Annotated in this window: 18 protein-coding genes and 1 tRNA gene; 8 read left to right on the plus strand and 11 right to left on the minus strand. The window is 40.5% G+C overall.

Going from position 1 to position 19,071, the window contains the following annotated elements:
* Nucleotides 1–8 precede the first annotated feature (8 nt).
* Both SMUL_RS12540 and SMUL_RS16780 read right to left on the minus strand, forming a co-directional pair.
* Nucleotides 9–686 (minus strand): response regulator transcription factor, encoded by a 678-nt coding sequence (locus SMUL_RS12540; RefSeq protein WP_025345604.1) that lies wholly within the window; start codon nucleotides 684–686, stop codon nucleotides 9–11.
* Nucleotides 686–2,563: a sensor histidine kinase gene (locus SMUL_RS16780; RefSeq protein WP_025345605.1), complete on the minus strand. Its 1,878-nt coding sequence runs from the start codon at nucleotides 2,561–2,563 to the stop codon at nucleotides 686–688. Before SMUL_RS16780 ends, SMUL_RS12540 begins: the two co-directional genes overlap by 1 nt.
* A gap of 120 nt (nucleotides 2,564–2,683) precedes the next feature.
* On the opposite strand from SMUL_RS16780, the gene mnmG reads away from it, so the two are divergent.
* The 5 genes from mnmG (at nucleotide 2,684) to SMUL_RS12570 (ending at nucleotide 7,830) form a co-directional block, all read left to right on the plus strand.
* Nucleotides 2,684–4,555 carry a tRNA uridine-5-carboxymethylaminomethyl(34) synthesis enzyme MnmG gene (gene mnmG, locus SMUL_RS12550; RefSeq protein WP_025345606.1) on the plus strand — a complete coding sequence of 624 codons (1,872 nt, stop codon included), beginning with the start codon at nucleotides 2,684–2,686 and terminating at the stop codon, nucleotides 4,553–4,555.
* Nucleotides 4,556–4,657: 102 nt separating this feature from the next.
* Nucleotides 4,658–5,164 (plus strand): ubiquinol-cytochrome c reductase iron-sulfur subunit, encoded by a 507-nt coding sequence (gene petA / locus SMUL_RS12555; RefSeq protein WP_025345607.1) that lies wholly within the window; start codon nucleotides 4,658–4,660, stop codon nucleotides 5,162–5,164.
* A gap of 11 nt (nucleotides 5,165–5,175) precedes the next feature.
* Nucleotides 5,176–6,441, plus strand: coding sequence for a cytochrome b (locus tag SMUL_RS12560; RefSeq protein WP_025345608.1), 1,266 nt, complete (start codon nucleotides 5,176–5,178; stop codon nucleotides 6,439–6,441).
* The gene (locus SMUL_RS12565; RefSeq protein WP_025345609.1) at nucleotides 6,438–7,307 is read left to right on the plus strand and encodes a c-type cytochrome; all 870 of its coding nucleotides are present in this window, start codon (nucleotides 6,438–6,440) and stop codon (nucleotides 7,305–7,307) included. The genes SMUL_RS12560 and SMUL_RS12565 overlap by 4 nt, the downstream gene beginning before the upstream one ends.
* 118 nt (nucleotides 7,308–7,425) lie before the next feature.
* The gene (locus SMUL_RS12570) at nucleotides 7,426–7,830 is read left to right on the plus strand and encodes a hypothetical protein (protein WP_025345610.1); all 405 of its coding nucleotides are present in this window, start codon (nucleotides 7,426–7,428) and stop codon (nucleotides 7,828–7,830) included.
* 45 nt (nucleotides 7,831–7,875) lie between these two features.
* Here the strand turns inward: SMUL_RS12570 and accA are convergent, their stop codons facing one another.
* From accA to gpmI, 5 genes are all read right to left on the minus strand, one after another.
* Nucleotides 7,876–8,814 (minus strand): acetyl-CoA carboxylase carboxyl transferase subunit alpha, encoded by a 939-nt coding sequence (gene accA, locus SMUL_RS12575; protein ID WP_025345611.1) that lies wholly within the window; start codon nucleotides 8,812–8,814, stop codon nucleotides 7,876–7,878.
* Between the two features lie 9 nt (nucleotides 8,815–8,823).
* Nucleotides 8,824–10,035, minus strand: a complete 1,212-nt coding sequence (locus tag SMUL_RS12580) for a beta-ketoacyl-ACP synthase II (RefSeq protein ID WP_025345612.1) — start codon at nucleotides 10,033–10,035, stop codon at nucleotides 8,824–8,826.
* A gap of 71 nt (nucleotides 10,036–10,106) precedes the next feature.
* Entirely contained in the window at nucleotides 10,107–10,337 is a 231-nt protein-coding gene (gene acpP / locus SMUL_RS12585; protein ID WP_025345613.1) for an acyl carrier protein, read from the minus strand.
* A gap of 77 nt (nucleotides 10,338–10,414) precedes the next feature.
* Nucleotides 10,415–11,158: a 3-oxoacyl-ACP reductase FabG gene (gene fabG, locus SMUL_RS12590; RefSeq protein WP_025345614.1), complete on the minus strand. Its 744-nt coding sequence runs from the start codon at nucleotides 11,156–11,158 to the stop codon at nucleotides 10,415–10,417.
* A 28-nt stretch (nucleotides 11,159–11,186) separates the two neighbouring features.
* Nucleotides 11,187–12,677 (minus strand): 2,3-bisphosphoglycerate-independent phosphoglycerate mutase, encoded by a 1,491-nt coding sequence (gene gpmI, locus SMUL_RS12595; protein ID WP_025345615.1) that lies wholly within the window; start codon nucleotides 12,675–12,677, stop codon nucleotides 11,187–11,189.
* Between the two features lie 91 nt (nucleotides 12,678–12,768).
* Here gpmI and mraY point away from each other — a divergent pair, with 91 nt between their 5' ends.
* From mraY to SMUL_RS12610, 3 genes are all read left to right on the plus strand, one after another.
* A complete protein-coding gene (gene mraY, locus SMUL_RS12600) occupies nucleotides 12,769–13,833 on the plus strand; it encodes a phospho-N-acetylmuramoyl-pentapeptide-transferase (protein ID WP_025345616.1) in 1,065 nt (354 codons plus the stop codon).
* Nucleotides 13,830–15,023, plus strand: coding sequence for a UDP-N-acetylmuramoyl-L-alanine--D-glutamate ligase (gene murD, locus SMUL_RS12605; RefSeq protein WP_025345617.1), 1,194 nt, complete (start codon nucleotides 13,830–13,832; stop codon nucleotides 15,021–15,023). The genes mraY and murD overlap by 4 nt, the downstream gene beginning before the upstream one ends.
* A gap of 52 nt (nucleotides 15,024–15,075) precedes the next feature.
* Nucleotides 15,076–15,151, plus strand: a tRNA-Phe gene (locus SMUL_RS12610).
* Nucleotides 15,152–15,329: 178 nt separating this feature from the next.
* Here SMUL_RS12610 and SMUL_RS12615 read toward each other — a convergent pair.
* Genes SMUL_RS12615 through SMUL_RS12630 form a run of 4 tightly spaced genes read right to left on the minus strand, consistent with a single transcriptional unit; the run spans nucleotide 15,330 to nucleotide 19,070 of the window.
* Nucleotides 15,330–16,688, minus strand: coding sequence for an exopolysaccharide biosynthesis polyprenyl glycosylphosphotransferase (locus SMUL_RS12615; protein WP_025345618.1), 1,359 nt, complete (start codon nucleotides 16,686–16,688; stop codon nucleotides 15,330–15,332).
* A gap of 50 nt (nucleotides 16,689–16,738) precedes the next feature.
* Complete coding sequence (locus SMUL_RS12620) at nucleotides 16,739–17,569, minus strand: glycosyltransferase family 2 protein (RefSeq protein WP_158506029.1); 831 nt, start codon at nucleotides 17,567–17,569, stop codon at nucleotides 16,739–16,741.
* Nucleotides 17,566–18,486: a glycosyltransferase family 2 protein gene (locus tag SMUL_RS12625; protein ID WP_025345620.1), complete on the minus strand. Its 921-nt coding sequence runs from the start codon at nucleotides 18,484–18,486 to the stop codon at nucleotides 17,566–17,568. Before SMUL_RS12625 ends, SMUL_RS12620 begins: the two co-directional genes overlap by 4 nt.
* Nucleotides 18,483–19,070: an HAD-IB family hydrolase gene (locus SMUL_RS12630; RefSeq protein ID WP_025345621.1), complete on the minus strand. Its 588-nt coding sequence runs from the start codon at nucleotides 19,068–19,070 to the stop codon at nucleotides 18,483–18,485. The genes SMUL_RS12625 and SMUL_RS12630 overlap by 4 nt, the downstream gene beginning before the upstream one ends.
* Nucleotide 19,071 lies beyond the last annotated feature (1 nt).

Below are 19,071 nucleotides of genomic sequence, written 5' to 3' on the forward strand. Positions count from 1 at the left end.
TGTATTGCTTAAAAAATAAGCCGATACCCTTCTTGGGGGAGATTCTCTAAAAACTCTATTGTTACCTTTTTACGCAAATCTTTAATAAACGTTTTAAGGGCTTCGCTGCTCATGACTTTTCCATCCCAAAGGGTATCTTCGATCTGTGCATAGGTTGTAATTTTTTTCTGATTCTGTAGCAATAAAAGCAAAAAATCTTTCTCTCGTTTGTTGAGGCTAATTTCAAGCTCTTTCAAAAACAGTTTTCGCTCTAATGGAGAGAATAAAAGATCCCGTCCTAGTTTGATACGCCCAATCAATTTGCCATCCAGTGCGCGTTTAATGCCCTCTAAAAGGCGCTCAGCATTGGCTGGTTTGAGAATAAAATGATCAATTTTAAGATTAATCAGCTCCATTAAATACTCCTCTTTACTGTACGCGGTCAGCATAATAATAGGCGTTTGTTTATCGTTTTGACGAATGGTTGCAACCAACTCCACGCCGCTCATGCCATTCATCCCAATATCGCTAATAATCAAATCAGGATGGTGCGCCTCATAAAGCGCTAACCCTTCAAATCCATGACGTGCTTCATAGACGGTTCCAAAATAGTAGGAGAGTGTCTTTGCCAATCGTGCACGAATGCCCTCCTCATCTTCAACACATAAAACGCTCATAGATTTTAATGCTTCTAAGGATGCTTCCATCACGACACCTCTACCCTAAATTTTGCCCCAAAAATGTCATTTTCCACTTCGATCTTTCCACCCATATTTTGCTCAATAATCATCTTCGCCATGTAAAGCCCCAGCCCACTGCCTTTCGAAGCTTTTTTAGTCGAAAAGTAGGGTTCAAAAACCATTTTGAGATTGCTCTCCTTGATGCCACCACCATTGTCCATCACGCAGACCAAAGCATTGCCTTCTGGTGTGCGACCTATCTCCACCCAAATTTGAGGCTCTGGTACTTTTCGCTCTATTAAAATATCTTTCGCATTGAGGATCAAATTGAGAATAACTTGGGCGTATTCATTGGGGTATCCTTCAATTTTAGGTGAATCAAAAATCTTTACATGTAAAGCGATATGGGAGTTTTTCAAAACCGCTTGCGCTAAACTAAATGCCTCTTCACACGCCTTTTGAATCCAAAAGCTCTCTTTTGCTTTGGAAGGTTTAAAAAAATGCCTAAAATCATCAATTGTCCGGGACATATAACTTAAGAGTTTATCCGCTTCCTTGGCACTTTCGTGTATCAGTTTTGTATCTGCTTTTCCAAATTTTGAAGCGGTTTCAAGCTCCATAAAAATGCCTGAAACTTCACTCAAAGGCTGCCTCCATTGGTGCGCGATGATACTGAGCATCTCACCCATCTGCGCTAACCTCGACTGCTGAAGCAGTGCCATATCTTTTTGCTTTGACTCTTCGAGGGCTTTGTTGATCTTAAAGCGCAGTGTGGCATTAAACTCTTTGAGTGCTTCGGTTTTATGACGCACCCGTTCACGATAACTCTCAAGCGCACGATTAATCTGCTTCGTTACCAAGTACGAGAGAAACCCCACGCACAGCATAGAGACAAGTGCTATCACAATCACACCAAAGATATAGCGATCCATCTTCGCTTTCATCTCCTCTTTTTTTAAAGCAATCTCTTTTTGTACATCATCCCCATACACACCCGTCCCAACCACCCAATGCCATGGTTTAAACTGTGCCACATACGAGATTTTTTTAGACGGTGTCTCTTCATAAGGTTTACGCCAAAAATACTCTACAAAAGCCCCTTGATCCTCTTGTTCCAAAGCTTTTTTGACAAACGTTTGGATGATCGTATTGCCAGCCTGATCTTTGAGCAGTGTGTCATCTTTTCCAATGCTCTCTTCTCTAAAAGGGTGCGCTAAAAGGGTGTGCGTTGTATTGTGTATCCACATATATCCACCCTCACCATACCGTAAAGACTCACTCCAAGAGATCATCTCATCTTTTAGCCTTGAAGTAGCAATATCCAGATACTCCGCCGCGCCAATACTCCATCCATAAGGCACTAATGGTTTGACATACACGCGCCTTGGTCGCCCTACTTCGCTGGTCGCATACCCTTCATGTTTTAAAGCTTCATGTACCGCACTTTGAAGTCCTATGCGATCACCCAACTCTTCTAAAGGATAAAGAATATTTCCTTTCGCATCCAAGACAAAATAGTACCCTCGATGACCGCTTACATGTAAAGAAGAGAGCATCAGCAAAAGCTCTTGACGTAGGACTTGCAATGACTTGCTCTGCGAGCCTTTCGCAAAGAGATTGATTCCCATCATGTGCACATCATCCACCCTATCTTTTAACTCCAAATCAATCGTACGATGCATCATTGAGAGATGATACTCAAAATACTGAAACACTTTTTGAATTTCATTGACCAATACCGTTTTTTGCTGGTGTAAAAGTTTTTGCTCTAACGCTTTGCTCTCGACATTCAGATTGGCACGCTCCATGGAGATAAAAAAGGAGAGTGTAAAGAGTGTTAAGAGCCCAATGGTCACAATAGGCGTTAGAAAAATAAGTTTTGCTAAATGCTTCTCTTTAAACATAGTTCACCCAATATTTATTTTAAGCTATTGTAGCAATTTTAAAGTGAACCCTACGCCTAATATACAGTCAATTCATAGTATAATGATTCAAACTATGTATGTATTGAAGGTATGAGTATTATGAAATATGACGTTATCGTAATTGGTGGTGGACATGCGGGTATTGAAGCATCCTTAGCGTCCGCAAGGCTTGGGCATAAGACCCTTCTTATCTCTATTTTAGCAGAACAAATTGGTGCCGCTAGCTGTAATCCTGCTATTGGAGGACTTGCCAAAGGTCATTTGGTCAAAGAACTCGACGCGCTTGGCGGACAAATGGCGCTGGCAACCGATGCTGCAGGCATTCAATTTCGCACGTTAAATCTTTCAAAAGGCCCAGCAGTCAGAGGCAGTCGCGCGCAGATCGATATGGACAGATACCGCATTTATATGCGTACCATCATCCTCAACACGGAGAACCTCAGTGTCGCCCAAGAAGTTGCGGACGAAATTCTCACCGAAGACGGCAAAGTCACAGGCATCATCACCGCGATGGGCAACCACTACCACGCACAAAAAATTATCATCACCACGGGAACCTTTTTAAAAGGTCTGATTCACATTGGTGAATACAAACACGAATCGGGACGTGTCGGAGAATTTCCCTCCATTAAACTTTCCGATTCCATCAAATCACTAGGGATTACGATGGGACGCCTCAAAACGGGTACGTGTGCACGCATCGATGCCAAAACGATTGATTTTTCCAAGATGGAGCTTCAACCAGGCGACGAGAATCCTCTTCCGTTTAGCTTTAGAACCGATCGTGCAAGCTTTAAACCATTTCAACTCCCTTGTTACATCGCTTATACGAACGAAGAAACACATACGATTATCGAAAGTAATTTTCACCGTGCCCCTCTGTTTACAGGGCAAATCAATGGCATAGGGCCACGTTATTGCCCGAGCATTGAAGACAAAATCAACCGTTTCCGTGACAAAGAGCGTCATCATCTTTTCATTGAGCCACAAACACGCGAAGCAACCGAGTATTACATCAACGGTTTTAGCACCTCCCTTCCGACTGATACACAGCTGAGTATGATCCACTCGGTTGAAGGAATGGAAAATGCAAAGATTGTCCGCTTTGGTTATGCCATTGAATACGACTATGTTGATCCAACTGAGCTTAGGCATACATTAGAGACAAAAAAAGTCTCAGGTCTGTACTGCGCAGGTCAGATCAATGGAACCACAGGCTACGAAGAAGCAGCGGCACAAGGGTTAATGGCAGGCATTAATGCCTCATTGAGCTTAAGAGAAGAAGAGCCGTTGATTCTAAGACGCGATGAAGCGTATATCGGTGTGTTGATTGATGATTTGGTAACAAAAGGTACCAAAGAGCCGTACCGTATGTTTACCTCTCGCGCCGAGTATCGTTTACTGCTTCGTGAAGACAATGCCGATTTGAGGCTCATGCCGTATGGTTACAAAATTGGCTTGATTGATGAGCAAACGCATGAACACATGGTCAAAAAGCAGATGCAACTCGAAGAGGGACTTGACTACCTTGAAGAGACGACGCTTACGCCTTCCAATGAAAACAATGCCTTTTTAGCGAGCATCGGGGAAGAGAAGATCACCGATAAAGTCACGCTTCAAAAGATTGTTGCGCGTTCTGAATTTACCGTGGAAAAACTTGAGAAGTTAGCCCCCGTCGTCAGCGCATTTAATGAAGATGCTAAAGAGCAAATTCTCATTGAAGCGAAGTATAAAAACTATATTGAGAAGCAAAAAGATCAAATCGATACGATGAAAGAGATGATCAACGTGAAAATTCCTCCGATGATGGATTTTAGTTCGATTTCAGGGCTGAGTAACGAAGTGGTGGAGAAGCTACAACGCTTCAGCCCTCCCACGCTTTTTGCTGCCAGTGAGATTAGCGGTATCACACCCGCTGCTTTAGATATTTTACATGTATATATTAAAATACATAATAAAAAAAATAATTGACGCAATATTGACGTAAATCTGTAATAATTGACACATGTCATAGATTCTTAATAAATGATGCGATAAAATTGTCACAAATTAAACTACACGAAAGGAAAAAGAATGGCTGTTGAAACAAGCAGAAGAGACTTTATCGGCATGGCATTCGGCGGTTTTGCAGCGGCAGGTGGCATCATAGCCCTTGGCGCTATGAAAAAAACTTGGGATCCTCTCCCAAGCGTACAATCTGCTGGATTCATCACCGTTGATCTCTCTTCTATGAAAGAGGGAGAAGTCCAAACGATCCAATGGAGGGGCAAGCCGATTTTCATTTTGAAGAAAAGTGCGGATATGCCAAAGAATGAGAAACGAGACATCGTTGCAGGCGGTAGTAGCTATGCAGTGATGATAGGACTTTGTACCCATCTTGGGTGTATTCCAACATGGACACCAACAACCAAACAATTTAAGTGTGCCTGTCATGGTGGCGAGTTTGATGCAAGTGGCGTCAATACGTTTGGACCACCTCCAAGACCTATGGACATTCCTCCTTTTAAAATAGACGGAGCGAAACTTGTTCTTGGTGAAGAGGGACCAGAGTATAAAAAACTTGTTCCTAAGAAAGCGTAAAGGAGACAAACGTGGCAGAAATTAGAAAAGCGACAGGCTTCATCGATTGGCTCGATCAACGATTAGCCGTCAACAAGTTCATCAAAGTGATGATGACTGAGTATTGGATTCCTAAAAACATCAACTTCCTTTGGGCAATGGGTGTTGTTTTAATGGTTCTTTTTATGATTCTTATTGTTTCGGGAATCTTCCTTTTAATGTACTACAAACCAGACATTAATCTAGCATTTGACAGTGTGAACTACACGATTATGCAAGAGGTGGAGTACGGCTGGTTGTGGCGTCATATCCACGGTGTTTCAGCTTCCGTCATTTTCCTTGTCATTTACATTCACATGTTCACCGGTATCTATTACGGGTCATACAAAAAAGGGCGTGAAATTATCTGGTTAACCGGTATGGCACTTTTTGGTATGTTCTCAGCAGAAGCGTTTAGTGGTTACATGCTTCCATGGGGACAGATGAGCTACTGGGCAGCGCAAGTTATTACCAACCTTTTTGGTGGTATTCCTTTCATTGGTGAAGCGTTGGTCGTTTGGATCAGAGGTGACTTTTTGGTTGCCGATGCAACCTTAACACGCTTTTTTATGTTACATGTACTCTTATTGCCATTGGTCATTTTACTCTTGATTGCCGTTCACTTCTACTCTTTACGAGTTCCGCATGTGAATAACCAAGAATCAGAAGAATTTGATTTTGAAGATGAAGCGAAAAAATACCTTGAGGGTAAAAAAGTAGAATCTAAAGTCGTACCTTTCTGGCCCGTATTCCTCTCCAAAGATTTCTTTGTTGTAGGCGTAGCTTTGACTATCTTCTTCTATCTGGTCTGTTTCCACTATGATTTTGCAATGGATCCTATTAACTTTGAGCCTGCCAACAATATGAAAACACCTGCACACATCTACCCTGAGTGGTACTTCTTGTGGAGTTATGAAGTGCTTCGTGGTTTCTTCTTTGACATTGCTGGCGTTGCTGCTATGGATATTGGTTTGGCTGCGTTTGGTTTTGCAAACGTGATCTTTATGCTTTTACCGTTCCTTGATAGAAATACCGATCATGTAGCTCCAGCGCATAAACGACCTCTCTTTTTTGTTTGGTTCTGGTTACTGTTAATTGACATGATCGTTTTAACCGTTTATGGCAAACTTCCTCCAACAGGCAACAACGCATGGGTTGGCTTTGGTGCGACCATTACGTTTCTTGTCTTATTTATTCTTCTTCCAATCATTACGAAAATGGAAGCGAACTGTAAATGTAATACTGGAGGTTGCAAATGAGAGAGTTAAAGATATTAGCCATTGTAATCTTCTTTACCGCGGTTGTCTATTGGGGTGTTGAGCCATTTGCGCATTCGCAAATGCACCCTCATGTTGCACCTGCTGATTTTGCCTTTAAAGATTTAGGCGTCAATGATAAAAAAGGCGATGCGACTAAAGGGGCTGAAACCTTCTTAAATGCAGGCTGTATTGGCTGTCATGGTGTCAGTTCACAAGGTATGGAAGCACCTATGGATCATGCCAGTGCATCGGCTTCATTTGGTGTTGTACCACCCGATCTTAGCACGGCAGGTGCGATTTATGATAAAAACTTCCTCGCAGCTCTGATTAAAGATCCAACCAAAGCGCTTAAAGTCGAGCACAAGTTTAATGAATCTCGTCCTCACCCGATGATCGCGTTCTTTGGTCTGGGTGGCGATTTGGATCAAGAGGTTGCTGACATTGTGGCATACCTTCAAAGTATTGCGCCTGTGACACCGATTGATGACAAACAAGTCTATGCTGATGCGTGCCAACGATGTCATGATATTAAATACGACAAAGTGATGAGTACGACTGATAAAACAGCGTTGATGGCGTATATGGGCACACTACCACCGGATCTTTCGATGATGATTCGCTCAAAAGGCAAAGATTACCTCACAACGTTCATCAACAATCCACAAAAACAGCTTGCAGGCACCTCAATGCCACGCGTTGGTTTGACTGAAAAAGCTCAAAACCAAGTGATTGCTTATATGGAAAAAGTGGGTGATCGTAAAAAAGCCGAAAGAGAAGATCTCGGGTATAAACTCATTGGCTATATGGTTCTCTTCACACTCCTCGCCTATGCTTGGAAAGTGAAAATCTGGAGAGAAGTTCACTAAAATTTTAAATGCCTCTTTTGGATGATTAGGTGCGATTGCACCTAATCATCCCTGCCTTCTATATGCAACCGCTACGATACACTAGAGTTTACATGTAAAACATTAAAAGGAGGAAATTATGAAACACTATACACTACTACTCACTTCTCTTGCTCTTTGCAGCTCTCTTTACGCCTCTGAGACTGAAAAAGTGAATGCGATCGCAATGCTTAGCATGGAAAATGGTCTCTCCAATATTCAAAAAGGATTTTTGTACAACAACATTGAGCTGATTCAAAGCGGTGTTGATATCGTTCAAAAAGAGAATGCGGCCTATCATAATCGAGATGTTTTGAAGGCTATTTTGCCTGAGGGTAAAAAGCAGATGGAAAATCTAGCACTCATTACCTCAAAACGTATTGATAATGCTACAGATGAGATGAAAAGCTATTTGGCACTGAAACAGATGAAAAAAGCACACAGCGCCTTTTCAGATATCGTCAATGCCTGTACCGATTGTCATACGCTTGTTCGTGGTTGGTAAGATAGCAAGAAAAAGAAAGTTTTAAAACGCTAAGAGACACATCTCTTAGCGCTCTTCGTAAGCCCCAATAGAGGTAATGCGCTCATAACGTTTCGCCATACGCTCATCATTACTCAAGGTATCAAGTTCTTCTAAAGATTTTAAGAAATATTCCCCAAGTGCTTTTGCAGCACTCTCTTTATCGCGGTGTGCACCGATGAGAGGTTCATCAATAATCGCATCAATAAGATTAAGCTGGTACAGATCTTCTGCCGTAATTTTCATCGCTTTGGTCGCATTTTCTTGTTTGCTTGGGTCATTCCACAAAATAGCGGCACATCCCTCAGGCGAAATCACAGAAAAAACAGAGTAACGCATCATCGCAACCCTGTCACTTACGCCAATCGCTAAAGCGCCACCACTTCCACCTTCACCAATCACAACAGAGATACTTTTTGTGTTGAGTTTACTTAACTCAAAAAGATTCCGAGCAATCGCTTCACTCTGACCTCTCTCTTCTGCCGCAAGGCCTGGATAAGCACCCGGAGTGTCGATCAAAAAAAGAATTGGAAGATCAAATTTTTCTGCCATTTTAGCAATGCGAAGTGCTTTACGATACCCTTCAGGATGAGGCATACCAAAATTACGTTTGATTTTATTTTTTGTTCCTCGACCTTTTTGCTCACCGATTAAAATAACTTTGCGATCGCCAATATAACCAATGTAAGAGACAATCGCCGCATCATCGGCAAAGTTACGATCGCCATGAATTTCATAGCTATCATGCAAAAGTGCACGAATATAATCTAAGGCGTAAGGGCGATCAGGATGGCGTGCGAGTTGAAGCTTTTGGTATTCACTGAGATTTTTATAGGTTTTAGAAATCTCTTTAGAGAGCGTTTTTTCTAAAATCTCAACAGCATGGCTATCGCCTTTGATTTTGGCGTTGGATATATCCTCATCAATCTGCTTAATTCCATTCTCAAAATCCAAATAAGTCGCCACTACAATTCCTTACACACGTTTAAAGATCACAGAGCCATTCGTTCCGCCAAAGCCAAACGAGTTACTCATGGTATATTCTGCTCTGCATTTACGTGCTACATTTGGGATGTAATCCAAATCGCAATCGGGATCTGGATTTTCATAATTAATCGTTGGAGGTAAAATCTCATCACGCATTGCCATCAAACAGACAACCGCTTCAATAGCGCCCGCGGCACCTAAACAGTGACCGATTTGACCTTTGATAGAGCTAATTTGTGGGATATTTGCGCCAAAAACCTCTTTAATCGCTGCTGTTTCATTTTTATCGTTTGCAGGAGTGCTTGTTCCATGGGCGTTGATATAATCAATTTTAGGACGTCCTGCCATCTCATACGCCGCTTTCATTGCACGAAGTGGACCGTCTAAGCTTGGAGAGGTAATGTGACTCGCATCACCACTCTCACCAAAGCCAACCACTTCACCGTAAATATGCGCACCTCTGGCAACGGCATCTTCATAAAATTCAAGGACAAGTGAGCCTGCGCCTTCGCCCATGATAAATCCATCGCGTTCTGCATCAAACGGGCGAGAAGCCTTTTTAGGATCATCATTGCGTGTAGAGAGCGCTTTCATCGCAGCAAAGCCGCCAATGCCTGAAGCACAAATCGCCGCTTCCGCACCAACAACCAGCATCTTTTTAGCGCCACCCGTCATCATCGTTTTGGTCGCATCACTGATCGCGTGTGTGCCTGCTGCACATGCTGTCACAGAAGAAAGGTTTGGACCTTTAAGACCGTATTCAATGGAAACCATGCCGCCAAGCATATTGATAAGAGCTGAAGGGATGAAAAAAGGAGAAATTTTACGAGGGCCTACACCATTAACGATCACTGAGTTTTTCTCAATGACCACTAAACCACCAATACCAGAAGCGGAGCTAACACCAAAGGATTCAGCTTCATAGGCAGCATCGAACTTCGCGTCCGCCATTGCTTCTTTAGCCGCTGCGAGTCCTAATTGGATAAAACGATCCGCTTTTTTAACCTCTTTGGGGTTCATAATGGTATTCGGATCAAAGTCAGTGATTTCGCCGGCAATGGTAACAGAATGCTCGGTTGTGTCAAACGAACTAATGCTTTTAATGCCACATTGACCTTCAACGATAGCTTTAAAAGAACTCTCTTTATCCAAACCTAATGAATTAATCATTCCTATACCAGTAACAACGACTCTTTTCAAATTTTTATCCTCTTTAGTGATCTTTGTGGGGAAGGGAGAACCCGCCAAAGCGGGTTGTGTGTGTTATAAAATTATTTATGTGCTTCAATGTAAGACATAGCATCTTTGACCGTAACGATTTTTTCAGCGTCAGTGTCTGGAATTTCAATGTCGAATTTCTCTTCGAGTGCCATAACGAGCTCTACAACATCCAAAGAATCTGCGCCCAAATCTTCTACGAATTTAGAATCTTCTTTTACCTCGTCAGGATTTACATTTAATTGTTCAACAACCACCGCTTTTACATCATCAAATAGTGCCATTTACTAGCTCCTTTAAAAAATTTCCACTATTTTATCAAAAAAACCTTTAATTTGAATTTTTACATGTAAAGTTACCTTTACATGTACATGCCACCATTGACTTTTAAAACTTCACCGGTGATGTAGCTGGCACTATCGCTAAGCAAAAAAGCAACCGATTCTGCAATGTCTTTAGGGCTTCCAAAACGTTTGAGTGGAATCTTTGAGGTGTACGATTCTTTAATTTCATCGCTTAATTTATCCGTCATCTCAGTGGCAATAAACCCCGGAGTGACCGCGTTAAAGCGCACATCTCTCGCACTGCCTTCTTGTGCAAAGCTTTTGGTCATCGCAATCAAGCCACCTTTACTTGCACTGTAATTGACCTGTCCCGCGTTGCCTGTCTCACCGACAATTGAAGCGATGTTTACCACACAACCAAACCGTTTTTTACTCATCGCTTTGAGCGCCTCACGGCATCCAATAAACGCCGATGTCAGATTAATATCGATGACAGACGTAAAATCCTCTTTTTTCATACGAATAGCTAATTTGTCATTGGTAATGCCTGCATTATTCACCAAATAAGAAAGTTCACCGTCACTATCAACGATGGTTTTAATGCCTTCTACAAATGCCTCTTCATCCGCCACATCAAAACCAATAACCGCAGCCACGCCACCGTTTGCTTCGATCTCTGCTTTAATAGCATCGGCTTGTTCTGGGCGTGAACGGTAATTTATCCATACTTTAAGACCATACCCTGCAAGTGTTAATGCGATCTCTTTGCCAATTCCGCTGGCTGCACCTGTCACTAAAACATTTTTTCCACTAAATTTCATTATTGTTCCTTTGTATCTTTGATTAAATTTAAAACTCGACTAACGGTTTATCCATTTCACTTGGAATGGGAAGTCCCATCAGCTTTAAAACAGTTGGTGCAATATTGTTCAGCTCACCTTTTTGCACCTTTTGAACTCGTTTATCCATGACAAAACCATATACCTCAAATGTCGTATGGTTGGTCAGTCTAGCACCCACATCATCAAACATCTGTTCGCAATTGCCATGATCGCTGGTCAATACAATAGAATAATTGACCTCTTTCGCCTTCGCAAACAATCTTCCAAGCTCATGATCAACCGCTTCCACGGCGCGCGTCGAAGCTTCCAAATTTCCCGTATGTCCCACCATATCGCCATTAGCAAAATTCACCACGATAAAATCGTACTGCTCATCCATCGCTTTTAACACCGCGTCACCGACCAAAGCAGCGCTCATTTGCGGTTCAAGATCGTACGTTTTGACTTTGGGGCTGGGAACCAGAAGTCTGGTCTCACCCACTTTTGGCTCTTCCATGCCACCGTTAAAGAAAAACGTGACATGGGCATATTTTTCCGTTTCTGCGGTATGAAACTGTGTCAAGCCAGAGCGCGAAATGACATCGCACAAGGTATTTTGCGGTGTATCGGCTTGAAACATAATGGGGAAAGGGAAACTGCTGTCGTACTCTGTCATGGTGATGGCCGCCACACCGTTCAGGGTACGCGAAAACTCCCCAAATTCGCTAAATCCAATCGCGCGTGAAAGCTCACGCATACGATCATTGCGAAAGTTTGCAAAGATCACGCCATCGTCACGGTACATGCCATGATAAGATTCAAACGCCGCAGGTTCGACAAACTCATCGGTGATGCCTTGGTCATACATCCCTTGTAAATATGTTTTTACATGTAAAGCCGTTTTAGGCTTTGCGTCCACCATCGCGCGATACCCCTGCTCCACTCTCTCCCAACGATTGTCACGGTCCATACTGAAAAATCGTCCCGAAATCGAAGCGATGCTGATGTTCTCGTTGCAAATGGTTAAGAGTTGCTCTAAAAACGTGATGCCAGAAGTGGGTGAAACATCGCGGCCATCGGTGATCACATGCAAATACACACGTTTGCCTTGCGCTTCCACAATCTTTGCAAGGTCGATGATATGATCGATATGTGAATGCACGCCACCATCGCTTACAAGCCCAATAATGTGAATCGCACCCTTTACATGTAAAAGCTGTGTAAGTGCTTCATTGGAAGCAAGAGAACCATTTTTGGCAGCTAAAGAGATTTTCACTAAATTTTGGTACAAAATGCGCCCACTGCCGATACACATGTGACCCACTTCACTGTTACCCATCTGCCCATCTGGAAGCCCGACACTCAGCCCCGAAGTTGAAATAAAGTTGTAAGGAACCTCACGAAAAAGTCTGTCATACGTCGGTTTATGCGCGGCGGCAAAAGCATTGGCAGTTTGGCTTTCGTTGTGCCCAATGCCATCGGTAATAATCAATACAGTTTTCTGAACGTCTGGTTTCAAAATGATACCTTTTGTTATAAGCTTATAAGCAATATCTTACTAAAATGTTGCTTTTATAAAAATATATCCCTAGAAGCTGGAAGTAACATTCATGCTATATGCTCTTTACAAACTCACCTCCATTAACCTTTTTCAATACATCACCGTACGTGCGGGCGTCGCCTTCTTTTTAGCCTTTATCTTAACCATTTATCTGATGCCAAAATTTATCAAATGGGCCAAATCGCGCAACGCCAATCAACCGATCTATTCACTCGCCCCTCAAACCCATCAGCAAAAGGGTAAAACCCCAAGCATGGGCGGCATCGTTTTTTTATGCGCCGCAACGCTTTCCATCTTAATGTGCGCACGCATGAACAATCTTTTTGTTCTTTTAGGACTAGCGTGTATTCTACTTTTTGGGCTTATTGGAATGAAAGATGATCTCGCTAAAATTTTGGGCAAAAGTAACACAGCAGGTCTCACACCACGTGGAAAACTTGGCTTGCAGATCCTAGCCTCTTCCATTATTGCTTTGCTGTTATACATTATTGTTGATCTTGATACGACTTTTTTTGTTCCCTTTTACAAGTTCCCACTGTTTGATATGCACCTTTTAGCACTTGCCTTTTGGGTCTTGGTAATGGTTTCAGCCAGTAATGCCGTCAACCTCACTGATGGTCTTGATGGTCTGGCAACTGTTCCTGCCATTCTTTCGATTCTTTCACTTGCAGTGTTTGTTTATGTCGGTGGCAACGCCTTTTTAAGCAGCTACTTACTCCTTCCAAAAGTCGGGGGCAGTGGTGAAGTGGTTATTGTAGCAACGGCTGTTATGGGCTCACTTGTAGGCTTTTTATGGTTTAACTGTTATCCAGCACAAATTTTTATGGGTGACAGTGGAAGCCTTAGTATTGGCGCATTTATTGGCTATATGGCGATTATTTCTAAAAACGAAATTTTATTGATTTTTATTGGTTTTGTTTTTGTACTCGAAACAGCTTCGGTTATTTTACAGGTAGGAAGTTTTAAAACACGCAAAAAACGTATCTTCCTTATGGCGCCGATCCATCACCACTTTGAGGTGAAAGGTTGGCCAGAAAATAAGATTATCGTGAGATTTTGGATTATCGCTCTCATGTCAAATCTTTTAGCACTTACGGCATTGAAAATCAGATGATAACACTATTCGGACACGGAAAAACAACCAAAGCTATTGCAAAACGCTTTGCGGGGCAATGTCAAATTTTTGACGACAACTTTACATGTAAAGCAACAGACGCGTTTGGTAACCTCTTGTTACCTCCTTCAGAATTCGATCCTAACGCGAGTAGCGTTGAGATCCCAAGCCCTGGTTTCCCAGCGCATCACCCCTTAATCCAAAAAGCACTTCACGTTACCAGTGAATACGATTTTTTTAAAGAGTCAATGCCTTTTAGTATTTGGATCAGTGGAACGAACGGTAAAACAACCACAACGCAAATGTGCGAGTTTCTCTTGCAAAAACAAGGTGCACAGGCAGGTGGTAATATCGGTACACCCCTAGCAGAACTCAGCGCCAATGCTCCCATTTGGATTTTAGAAACCAGTTCTTTTACGTTTCACTACACGAAAGTCACCGCTCCTGACATCTATCTTCTGCTTCCTATCAAACCAGACCATTTAACATGGCATGGAAGTATGGAAGCGTACATTGAGGCAAAACTTTCACCGCTTGCTCGTATGCGCGAAGGCAGTGTCGCGATCCTTCCTAAAGCCTATGCAAACGTTAAAACACTGGCACACGTCATTGCGTATAACACAGAAGAAGATTTGGCAGCACAGATGGGTATAGATATTGCAAAAATAAACTTTAGAACACCATTTTTACTCGATGCAGTCCTCGCGACATGCGCACAAAAAATTCTTCTAGACACCGTCGATTATGAACTTCTGAATACGTTTAAAATTGATCATTACAAAATTGAAGAGTTTTACGATAAACAAGGACGCCTTTGGGTTGATGACTCCAAAGGAACCAATGTTGATGCCACGATAGAAGCGCTCAAACGCTATAAAAATGACGAAATCCTCATTGTCCTAGGTGGCGATGACAAAGGCGTTGATTTGCAAGAGTTATTTGATTTCATGAAGCCTTTACATGTAACCATTTTTGCTATTGGTACAAACACAGAAAGACTGGCCTCTTTTGCCGAAAAAGAAGGTATACAACTTCACAAATGCTTTGTTATTGAAGAAGCCATGAAACAAATTCATGCCGTTCATACTATCAAAACGGTAGCCCTACTTTCTCCTGCAGCTGCTAGTTTAGATCAATTCAAATCCTACGCACACAGAGGCGATCGTTTTAAAGAGTTGGCACTCGCTTAGGCATAAGCTAGTATTAAAGTTTTTAAGCTATAATTTCAACTCTTCAAAGCGTGGCTGGATAGCTCAGTCGGTAGAGCAGGAGACTGAAAATCTCCGTGTCGGCGGTTCGATTCCGTCTCCAGCCACCACCTAACTTCATTTCTTACAATCCAAAATCATCTTTTAAGTCCACAAAAGTCCTAGACAAAGGGATTCTCATTGTATCTTACGTCTCTTTAAGTCCACCAATATCTCTCTTAGTCCAAAAATATTTACAGTAATTTATACAGTAAACCTAGTTCTTTATTTTCTAACGATCCCAGTCAGTTAGTAACTTCCCTTTCTTCCTAAGACGACTAAAATAGTTTTAATGAGTATCTGTAAATCAAGCTCTACCGACCAATTGCGCACATACCAGACATCAAGTTGAACTCTTTCATTATATTCGACATCATTGCGCCCACTAACCTGCCATAAGCCGGTAATCCCTGGTGTTACAGCTATAAAATACTCAAAATATTCTCCATATTTTTGTATTTCTGCTTCTGTGATAGGTCTTGGCCCTACCAAAGACATCTCGCCCTTTAAAACATTCCATAGTTGTGGTAGTTCATCCAAAGATGTTTTTCGCAGAAACTGACCAATCCTTGTTATACGTGGATCATTTTTAAGTTTAAAGTCTTTTTCCCACTCCTCTTTACTCTCATCACACGATTCTAATAATAATTCTAAACGTTCATCCGCATCAAGATACATGGTTCTAAATTTAAAGACTTTAAATTTTCGTCCACCAAAGCCTATGCGTTCGTGTGAAAAGATAGGATGCCCTTTAGTTGCAGTATAAACTAAACTATAAAGCCAAATAAGAAAAGGAGATAAAAGAATAAGTCCTATTGAAGCTACACAGATATCAAATCCTCGCTTAATGATTTGATCCAGCGGGCTCAAAAGATTATTTTTAATATAAAATGCCATACCCTTATGATGAATAGAACTAATAAGCTCTCCATTGATAATAGATATTTTAGACATTTTTGGAAGGACAATCACTTTTCGAACACGACGTTGAATGTGATTGACTAAACTATTTAAATCAAAAATCGTATTGCTCTCTAAATCGATGACCACAGAATCGTAATTACTATTTTCGATTATTCGATCTATCTCTCTATTAACACTTTCCAAAGGAAGTAAAGTAACATTAATGATCTCTTTAATATCATAACCAAAAGGATTGCCTATTGCAAACCATGATTGGATATTTTCTAATCCTTTATGATCACAAATAACAAGGATAGGTTGCCTAAAAAATTTGTATCTGAAAAAAACTTTTTTAAGATAATACGACCATAGTGCATTAAAATTATTAAGTAGATAAAAAATACATATAACCATTCTAGATGTTATATCATTAAGTTTTAAAATAGCTATGATAATTAAAATGATCGATAAAGCGAAAAAATTTGCTTTGAGGGATAAGGTAATAGCATTTACCGTTACCATACGATTTGTCATCAACCGCATGTAAAAATACCCTAGCATATAAATCACAATCATCCAGCTATAATTCAATATAGGATAATTCGAATCCATATCTAAAAAAATATCTGCAATGACAAATGAAAAATAGAGATTGGCTGTTAAAAAAACAAGACTTATTATAAATTTAAGTAAAAAATATCGCACTTATTTCTTTCTCCAAATTGTAAGTAAAGGAATATCGTAACTAAAAAAGCTTAAGAGGCTGATTTGAAAGCAAAATATTTTATCAAAGAAAAAAGAATAGAACGTGGTATATCTAAAGGAGAATTTTTTAATAAATACTTTAGCTCAGCAACGGCTTGTTTTATACCTGTTGATTCTGCTTTTGTATACTGGCTTACGACATCCAATATCCACTGATTTTCTTTGAAAAACTTTCCTATGGCACGATAGCGCCTCCAAATATCTTTATATGTAAAGGTATGCGAGTGATACACCTTGGCTTCTGCCACATAGGCTACTTTTTTACCATTCATGATGGCTCGTGCTGCGTACTCCATATCTTCATTGGTATTTAGCCCTTGTTTAAAACCGCCTACTTCTTTAAAATAACTCGCTCTGTACATCGCACAGCTATCGGAGCAAAAAAATGTTTTAATGCCAAGTTGTGTTAGATCCTTTCTGAATTTTATCCTAGATCGTGCAGGATAATTTGTCGTTCTTGCAAAAACTTCTATTGCATCTGCATCTTTGTAGGGAATCTGCCTTGCATAAGATACAACAACCTCTTCATCTTCAAATGCTTTTAAAAGTTCTGCTATAAGATGTTCATCATAAGGCATTGCATCTTGTGTCATAAAAAGATAAAAATCTGCTTCATATTTTAATGAGAGATTACGAGTGTTGGCATGGTTGAAAGTTGTTTTATCTATCTTTACAACTTCAAAATTACCATGAGGTATAGTATAACCTGAGTTGATTAACAGCGTGGAAGACTTCACTTTTTGTACATGTAAAGCAGTAATAGTCTTATTAAAAAAAGAACTTTGAGGGTCGAGAATGGGAATGATCGTTTGAATTTTCATGTATTGACCAACAACCCAATATTGCGGATAAAGCCATTTTTCCATAGCTTATATTTGATGATGACTTGTATCTTTTTAAACTTGCTAAAACTATTAAAATCCTTCAGTACTAAAAGCATTCCTTTTGAGTTATCGTCAAGCTTATCTTCATACATGGAAAGGAACATTTCTGCTTGTATCAGATATCTATCTAAACGCGGTCTCTCTCTAAACTTTTTGATAAAATAACCCCATCCATAGTTTTTAGCTCCCGTGTCATTGGTGCCATGTTGCCTATAAAGCATCAAAGGTTCATCGATATAGCCTATCTTCCCAAATGCTGATGCAACCATCGCCATCCACCAGTCATGCATAATGGCTTCATGAGGAATCGTTTTCACTTTTTCTGCCAATGCTCTATTTATCATTACAGTGCATCCTGTCACGATATTATGAAGCAAAAGATAGTTGAGCTGATCTCTTTTTGGATCTATATGTTGATAGCTCCAAAAAGAAGAGGCTAGCACATTTAACTTTTTATCAACAACACGAATATCGCTATGAACCAAAAGAGGAAATGATGAATAACTTTTTTCAAACTCTTTCATTTTGAGATATGTTTTTTCAATTTTATCTGGTAACCATATATCATCTTGGTCAGCAAACATGATGTATTCATACTGTTCGTGCGATTGCAATGCTACGTTTACAAGTGTTGAAAAACTTTTTTTTACACCAAGATTTTGCCTATCTTTTAAAATAGATACTTTATTTATCTTATCTGAAAACTTTTGAAGTATAACAAGTGTATCATCGCTAGAAGCATCATCTCGAACTATCAATTCCCAGTTCTGATATGTTTGTTTTTCTAGTGAAGTTAAAAAATCTTCAAGATATAGCGTTCCATTATAAGTCGAAAGTAAAATGACCAACTTCATCGAAAAGGTTTATACGCTTTTTTTTGAGCTAATTCTAGCATTTCCCTATCCCCACGACTGTCACCATAAGCATAAATATATTCATATTCTTCAAGATTGTATTGTGACTTTATGCGATTGACCTTTTCAATGCCATAGCAGTTTTTTGTGAGCAACCTACCTGTTATGATGCCATCTAGCACTTCTAATCTTGTTCCAATGAGTTCTAAGCCATTTTTCTCACACCAAGGATGCAGCCAGCATTCCAGTGATGCGGAAACCACAACCACTTTATGTCCATTGGTATGGTGCCATTGGATTTGTTTCATAGCATCTTCTCTCACAATGCTATCTATGTGTTCTAATGAATATTTTTTAGCAACTTCGATAAAAGACTTTTCACTCATCCCTTTAAAAAAGTATGAAAGCATCATTTGTTTAGCTTTATAATTTGGAATGACTTTTAGTTTGTACAAAAAAAGTACAGGAGAAAGCACTGTCAACCCCTGTATAAATTTAAAATTTCCCACAACAAATCGAATAAACTTTAATAAGCTATCATCTGTTGTAATGGTTCCATCAAAATCAAAAAAGGCTATCTTCATG

It is taken from the genome of Sulfurospirillum multivorans DSM 12446 (assembly GCF_000568815.1).
In the GTDB taxonomy this organism is placed as follows: domain Bacteria; phylum Campylobacterota; class Campylobacteria; order Campylobacterales; family Sulfurospirillaceae; genus Sulfurospirillum; species Sulfurospirillum multivorans.